Raw genomic sequence first — 928 nt, 5'->3', positions numbered from 1 at the left:
GCTCACTGAATCGGTGCTAGCGTTTAAGACTGCGATGTCAACCGGACTTGATCTCGGAGAGTCTACGAAGCTTATTAACTCGCTCGCAGACTCAGCCGCATATAATCGGCAGTCTTTTTATACGATGGGCGGCGCTATCCAGGCGTCACTCGACGGCATTAAGAACGGTAACTCCGTACTATCCGATGCGGTCGGCGTAACAAAGAACCTTTCCGTTATGCAAAAGGAATACGCGGAATCAATCGGAACAACAGCGGGCAGATTGACGGACGCAGAAAAGATCCAAGCGGCGTACTACGGATTTATGCGTGAGGGTGCGATCTTTACCGGGAACGCGGACGAAGCGATGCAAGGATTTACCGGTACGCAGAACCGTTTCGCTCAGGCGACCAATAGTGCCTCCGTCGCGCTCGGCGAGGCGTTTACTCCCGTTGTACAGAAAACGCTTGAGGCTTTGACTCCCGTAATAATCGGAATTGCGGATTTTGTGACGGAGAACAAAGCGCTCGTATCAGGGCTAGCTACCGCAACTGGCGGGGTTCTGCTATTCGTATCGGGCCTTACAATGCTACCACCGCTATTCGCGTTGATTAAGACCGGGATGATGGCGCTAGGAGCATCCGCAGGACCGATCGGATTGGCTATCGTCGCTATCGGTGCGCTGGCGGGCGGAATCGGTGCGTTAGTTGCGAAAAAGGGAGAAGACGCAAGAGCTACGCAGGACATGCTTAAGGCGCAGAAGGAACTTAACGCGCTACTCGATAAAGCGCCAGTCGACCAATCTGCCGCGGATATCGAAACGCTCACAGCCAAAACGAAGGATCTTACGGAGGCCCTCAACGAACGCGCATCTATGGAGAAACGCCTTAACGAAATACAAGCGGCGGGCGAACAAGGGTTAGGAAATCCCGCGATGATGTCGGAAGCG

The 928-nt window shown here is 53.8% G+C and carries 1 protein-coding gene; it reads left to right on the top strand.

Features of this window, described 5'->3' with window-relative positions; genetic code table 11:
* On the top strand, nt 1-928 hold a 928-nt coding region (locus CA598_RS32585), incomplete at both ends, for a hypothetical protein (RefSeq protein WP_218832645.1).

The sequence above is a fragment of the Paenibacillus sp. VTT E-133291 genome (assembly GCF_002264395.1).
Classification (GTDB): domain Bacteria; phylum Bacillota; class Bacilli; order Paenibacillales; family Paenibacillaceae; genus Paenibacillus_AQ; species Paenibacillus_AQ nitricinens.
This window is presented reverse-complemented; position numbering and strand designations above follow the sequence as displayed.